The following is a 697-nucleotide window of genomic DNA, read 5'->3' on the forward strand; positions in this document are numbered from 1 at the left end:
GCAACATAGCATAACTAGCATCTGCACAATTAGCATAGTCTAAAAATTTAGTGATTAAGTCTAATTTAGCTTCTTGTGTTTTAATGTTTTTGCTCATTTGTTATTCCAAAGTTTCAACTTGCCAGTCATCTTTCTTAAATTTTTTGTCAATATTCTTACAACTTAATACTTCCATATATCTAAAATATAATCCAGCACCCTCATCGCCTTTCAAGAATATACCATAATTATCATAAAAATATGTATTAATACGATAATACACTACTTGGTTTTCATTTTTTCTTTCAAATCTAGTTTCCACTATCCTATCTTTTATTTGCTTACTTTTAGGTGTCACTATTATATTCGTTTTATTCTTTATAGATTCATCCTCAATCAACACTTTTCCCAAATTAAAATAACACAAGCTCTTAAACTCATAATACTGCGGATCCATATATTTATAAGAACATCCTCCTACTAAGAATAATAAAAGATATACAGGTAAAAGAAACAAAGTAAATTTTTTAAATATTGTTTTAAAATTTATAGTTTTTGTTTTATTTTTTAATTTATAAAAAATTTTAAAGATAAAATATAAAATAATAGAAAATATAAAAACAAAAAAGAAAAATATAAGAATAAATATTAAAAGATTAACAAAGAATTCTAGCATTTATTAACTCCTCTTAATTTTCTCTGTTTTTTCATAAGACAA

General features: G+C 23.2%; 1 protein-coding gene. It reads right to left on the reverse strand.

Going from position 1 to position 697, the window contains the following annotated elements:
* Nucleotides 1-100: 100 nt before the first annotated feature.
* Nucleotides 101-655 carry a hypothetical protein gene (locus CAMP18497_RS08220; RefSeq protein ID WP_072236164.1) on the reverse strand — a complete coding sequence of 185 codons (555 nt, stop codon included), beginning with the start codon at nt 653-655 and terminating at the stop codon, nt 101-103.
* Nucleotides 656-697 lie beyond the last annotated feature (42 nt).

It is taken from the genome of Campylobacter sp. W0066.1, assembly GCF_024723635.1.
GTDB classification, from domain to species: Bacteria; Campylobacterota; Campylobacteria; order Campylobacterales; family Campylobacteraceae; genus Campylobacter_D; species Campylobacter_D lari_C.